Annotated in this window: 1 protein-coding gene; it reads right to left on the minus strand. The window is 67.0% G+C overall.

The features are described 5' to 3' along the window. Positions 1-28 precede the first annotated feature (28 nt). Positions 29-1276, minus strand: a complete 1248-nt coding sequence (locus tag ABD901_RS58555) for an IS110 family RNA-guided transposase (protein ID WP_345145052.1) — start codon at positions 1274-1276, stop codon at positions 29-31. Positions 1277-1519: the final 243 nt, after the last annotated feature.

Below are 1519 nucleotides of genomic sequence, written 5' to 3' on the forward strand. Positions count from 1 at the left end.
CTCCATCGAAAATTGATGCTGAGATCGGTTATGCCGCTCCTTGTATGGGGTTGAGGGTGACGGTGTAGCCGAGTTGGTTGAGGGCTCGGATGGCTCGGTGGCGGGCGCGGTCGGGGTCGCGTCGCAGGTGGTGGTCGCCGCCGAGGTCGTGGTACTCGGTGGTCGCGGACAGTACGTGCCATACGGCGGTGATGATGGTGTGTTCGGCGGCGACGAGGGCCTTGAGTCGGCCGATACGGCCGGCCAGGCGGCGGTAGCGGGCGCCGATGAAGGTGGTGTCCTTGGTTCTGGCCGCGGCCATCGCCGCGGTGCCGAGGGCGCCGGTGAGCCATCGGTTGCCGTGACGGGTGTGGCCGGGTTTGTGTCTGCCGGCGGACTCGTTCATGCCCGGGCAGACGCCGGCCCAGGAAGCCAGGTGTCCGGCGGTGGGAAAGCGGGTCATGTCACCGCCGGTCTCCGCGATGATGATCTCGGCGACGCCAGGGCCGACGCCGGGGATGCCGTCAAGCAGCTTCAGCTGGTCACGAAAGGGTTCCATCGCCTCACTGATCCGGGCGGAGAGCTCCTCGACCGTGGCGGTGATCTGGTCGATGCGTTGCAGGTGTAGCCGGCACAGAAAGGCGTGGTGCTCACCGAAGTTGCCCACCAGCGCCTCGATCAGATCGGGGATGCGCCTGCGCATCCGGGCCTTGGCCAGCTGCGCGAGCGTGACCGGGTCACGCTCGCCGTTGATGAGGGCCTGGAGCATGAGCCGCCCGGAGACGCCGAGGAGGTCCGTGGCAACCGAGGACAGCTTGATGCCGGCATCCTCCAGTTCCTTCTCCAACCGCTTGGCCTCCCGGGAACGCTCGGCCAGCAGGGTGGTGCGGTATCGGGTCAGGTCACGCAGCTGGCGGATCGGCTCCGGCGGTACGAACGAGGCGCGTAGCAACCCGCACTCGGCCAGTTGGGCCAGCCACACGGCGTCAGCGACATCGCTCTTGCGGCCAGGCAGGTTCTTGGCATGCGCCGCGTTGACCAGGATCACGTTGAGGACGTCTTCGAGCAGATAGAACGGTGGGCGCCAATAGTCGCCCGTCGCCTCCATGACCACGATCGACACCCGCTCGGCCACCAGCCAGTCCCGCAGCTGCAGCAACGAGTTGGTCGTCGTGTCGAAGGTACGCACCTCGCTATGCCGGGCATTGCGGCGGCTCGGATGCGGAGTGCGCACGCACGCCTTCAGATCACGCTTACCGATGTCGAGCGCGGCAGCACGCTCGTGCAGCACATCCACAGCGATACGATCCTTCCCGGTCGCGGACGGTGCAGGTGTCCGGCCCGGGGGACCACGAAAAGGTCAAGAGTCTCCATCACGTGCTCGGGCAACAATCCACCGCTCCTGCGGCAAGGGTGGTCCCACCGCCATCCTGAACTCACGGGCTCGTAGCACCACAGACTGTTCGGCGTCGAACCGGGACGGACACGCGTGATTTTCCCGCCTCCACAACGGCCGGCGCCAGCCGGGCGCGGTTCCTGA

It is taken from the genome of Dactylosporangium darangshiense (genome assembly GCF_039537565.1).
Classification (GTDB): domain Bacteria; phylum Actinomycetota; class Actinomycetes; order Mycobacteriales; family Micromonosporaceae; genus Dactylosporangium; species Dactylosporangium darangshiense.